This window comes from Leisingera sp. ANG-Vp (genome assembly GCF_000813725.1).
Lineage (GTDB): Bacteria > Pseudomonadota > Alphaproteobacteria > Rhodobacterales > Rhodobacteraceae > Leisingera.
Genome location: NZ_JWLD01000113.1, coordinates 1 through 2,339, shown reverse-complemented (window position 1 = coordinate 2,339; position 2,339 = coordinate 1). Strand labels below are relative to the sequence as shown.

General features: G+C 59.2%; 3 protein-coding genes. 2 read left to right on the top strand and 1 reads right to left on the bottom strand.

Going from position 1 to position 2,339, the window contains the following annotated elements:
• Positions 1–1,484 (bottom strand): methyl-accepting chemotaxis protein (locus RA20_RS23885; protein ID WP_039135192.1); only part of this gene is annotated, 1,484 nt, incomplete at its 3' end.
• Between the two features lie 412 nt (positions 1,485–1,896).
• Here RA20_RS23885 and RA20_RS23880 point away from each other — a divergent pair.
• The gene (locus tag RA20_RS23880) at positions 1,897–2,184 is read left to right on the top strand and encodes an STAS domain-containing protein (protein ID WP_039135189.1); all 288 of its coding nucleotides are present in this window, start codon (positions 1,897–1,899) and stop codon (positions 2,182–2,184) included.
• Positions 2,181–2,339, top strand: a 159-nt coding sequence (locus tag RA20_RS26265) for a response regulator (protein WP_039135187.1), incomplete at its 3' end; no start/stop codon positions are given. The genes RA20_RS23880 and RA20_RS26265, both read left to right, overlap by 4 nt.

The window sequence follows — 2,339 nt, the reverse complement described above, 5'->3', positions numbered from 1 at the left end:
GCGCCGTTGCGGATACTGCCGGAGGCCTCGACCACCTGCTGCACCGTGGAGCTGAGATTGCTGACCGTGCTGTTGAAGTTCTGCCGCAGCTGCTCGTATTCCTCCGGGAAAGCCCCGTTGATCGGCTGCGAGAAGTCACCGTCCGCCAGCTGCATCAGGCCGGCGCTCAGGTTTTCGACCACTTGCTGCTGCTGCTGCTGCATTTCCGCGCGTTCCTCTTCAGCCGCGCGGGCCAGTTTCAGGTCATCCTGCATCGACATAAGAGTCTTGCCGATCTTGCCGATTTCATCGCTGCGGTCCGCCGCCGCGACAACGGTGTCGAGATTGCCGGAAGAGACCGCTTCCATGTCATCGCAGATCCGGTCGATCGGTTTGGTGATGGAACGGGCAAACAGCCAGCCGAGGAACGACATGGCCCCGGCACAGACCAGCGAAGCCAGAAGCAGCATGTTGCGCTTGGCAACCGCGGGAGCCATCAGCTCGGCCAGGTCCTGCTCGGCAATGATCGCCCAATTGGCAAAGGCCAGCGGCAGAGGTTCCGAATAGGCCAGCACCGGATGCCCTTCCAGCCCGGGTACGCCGTTCTGCACATGAGATTTTCCGTCAAAGGCTTCCACCACTTGCTGGGTCGATGGCAGCTGAGACAGCACCTCGAAGCCGCCGTCAAACCGCGAACCTGTTCGGGCCTTCATGTCTGCACCAGCCAGGTAAATCTGAGTCGTCTGCCCCATGCCCTGCTCATTGTTCACAATGGTACCAAGCAGGTCGACAGGGATCTGCACCGCCAGCACGCCGACCGTGAGGTTAGCGTCATTCACGACGGGCGACGCGGCAAAGGCCGCTGCCGCGCCGGCGCTCGGCGCATAAGGCTCCATATCGGCAAAGAACACTTCGCCGCGGCTGCCTTCCAGCGCTGCACGGTACACTTTGGCCAGGCCGGAATCCTTGAACGGCCCGGACATCATATTGGTTCCGAAGTCGCTTTCCTTGAACACCGAGTAAACGATGTCGCCGGCCAGGTTGATCAGGAAGGCATCATAGTAGCCTTTGCTTTCGATCAGCGTTTTGTAGGCCGGATGAAAACTCTCGTGGTGCATATGGTAAGGCGAATCGCCCTTGCCGCGCGCCAGCAGATGTTTCTGCCCGGTCGGATGCGGGTTGTCATCGATATAGGCTTGCCGCAGGACCTGGCCCGGATTTCCATCCAGGTCATTCCAGGTCATCGTCAGCCATTCGATCGCGGTCGCCGATGACGGCACCGCCGCCAAGGTCTGAACATCCGCATGAATTCCGTCCAGCAGCGTCTGCACCGAAAGCTTCCGGTCAGCCACCATGGAACGGAGTTGATCCTGGGCATTGTCTTCCGCGCTGCGCTGGAAGCTGATCGTGCTGGTGGTGACGAGGATTGCCGTCACCAGTACAACAAGCCCAACAACAAACAGCGGCAGCTTATGTGCCAGTTTGAGCGATTTGAGCGCTTTCATTCCGTCCTCCTAAGAGTATTGCGGTCTAGGCCACCGCAAGTGATGTGCCTCCCAGAATGCGGCGCAGATGTTAATTTGCGGCTTACGGAAGGGCGTTTCGGCCTTGTTTCACTGCAAAAATCCAATGTTTCCCGCCGCGCTCCAGCGTCATTTCGTAAAGGCCGGGTAAAGATGCACGCGCAGGCTGTGCCCGGTTTGCGGCACACCTCTGCCGGAGCCGCAAAGTGATTCCCCGGCCCGCCGCGGCACAGATAAAAATTGAGGGGAATTCCGGAGCAATTTTGCGCCCCCACTCCTTATGAATCTCCCTGCAGGCCGCTTGGGCAGCAATCAAATGTTAAGGCCCGGCCCCTAAGAATTGGCCCATCGAACTCGAATAGATCGCCGACAACGGGGGTGCGAATCGCCGAAAATGACAACGGAAACGCAAAAGCACATCTTGGACCTGCCGAATGCCTTCGCGGAGCTGGATCCGCTGATCGCCTTTCTGCAAGGATCCCGCTCCCAAGCGGTCGAAATCGACTGCAGCGGGGTTTCACTGATGCCTTCGCGCTGCCTGCAGCTTCTGCTTGGTGCAGAACAGCAATGGCGGTCCGAGGGGGTAGGCTTCTCTGTTACCAACATCACCGAACCCTGCCGCAAGTCCCTGACGCTTCTGGGGCTGGAGCCCAACCGATTTGAAGACGAGGAAACAGCATGAAGACCAAAGTTCTGGCAATCGACGATTCCCGCACTATCCGGAATCTTCTGGCCGCCACCCTGGAAGAGGCCGGGTTTGAATACCACTGCGCCGTGGATGGCCGTGAAGGGGTCGACATGTACCCCGATGTGGATCCGGATGTGGTGATCACCGAC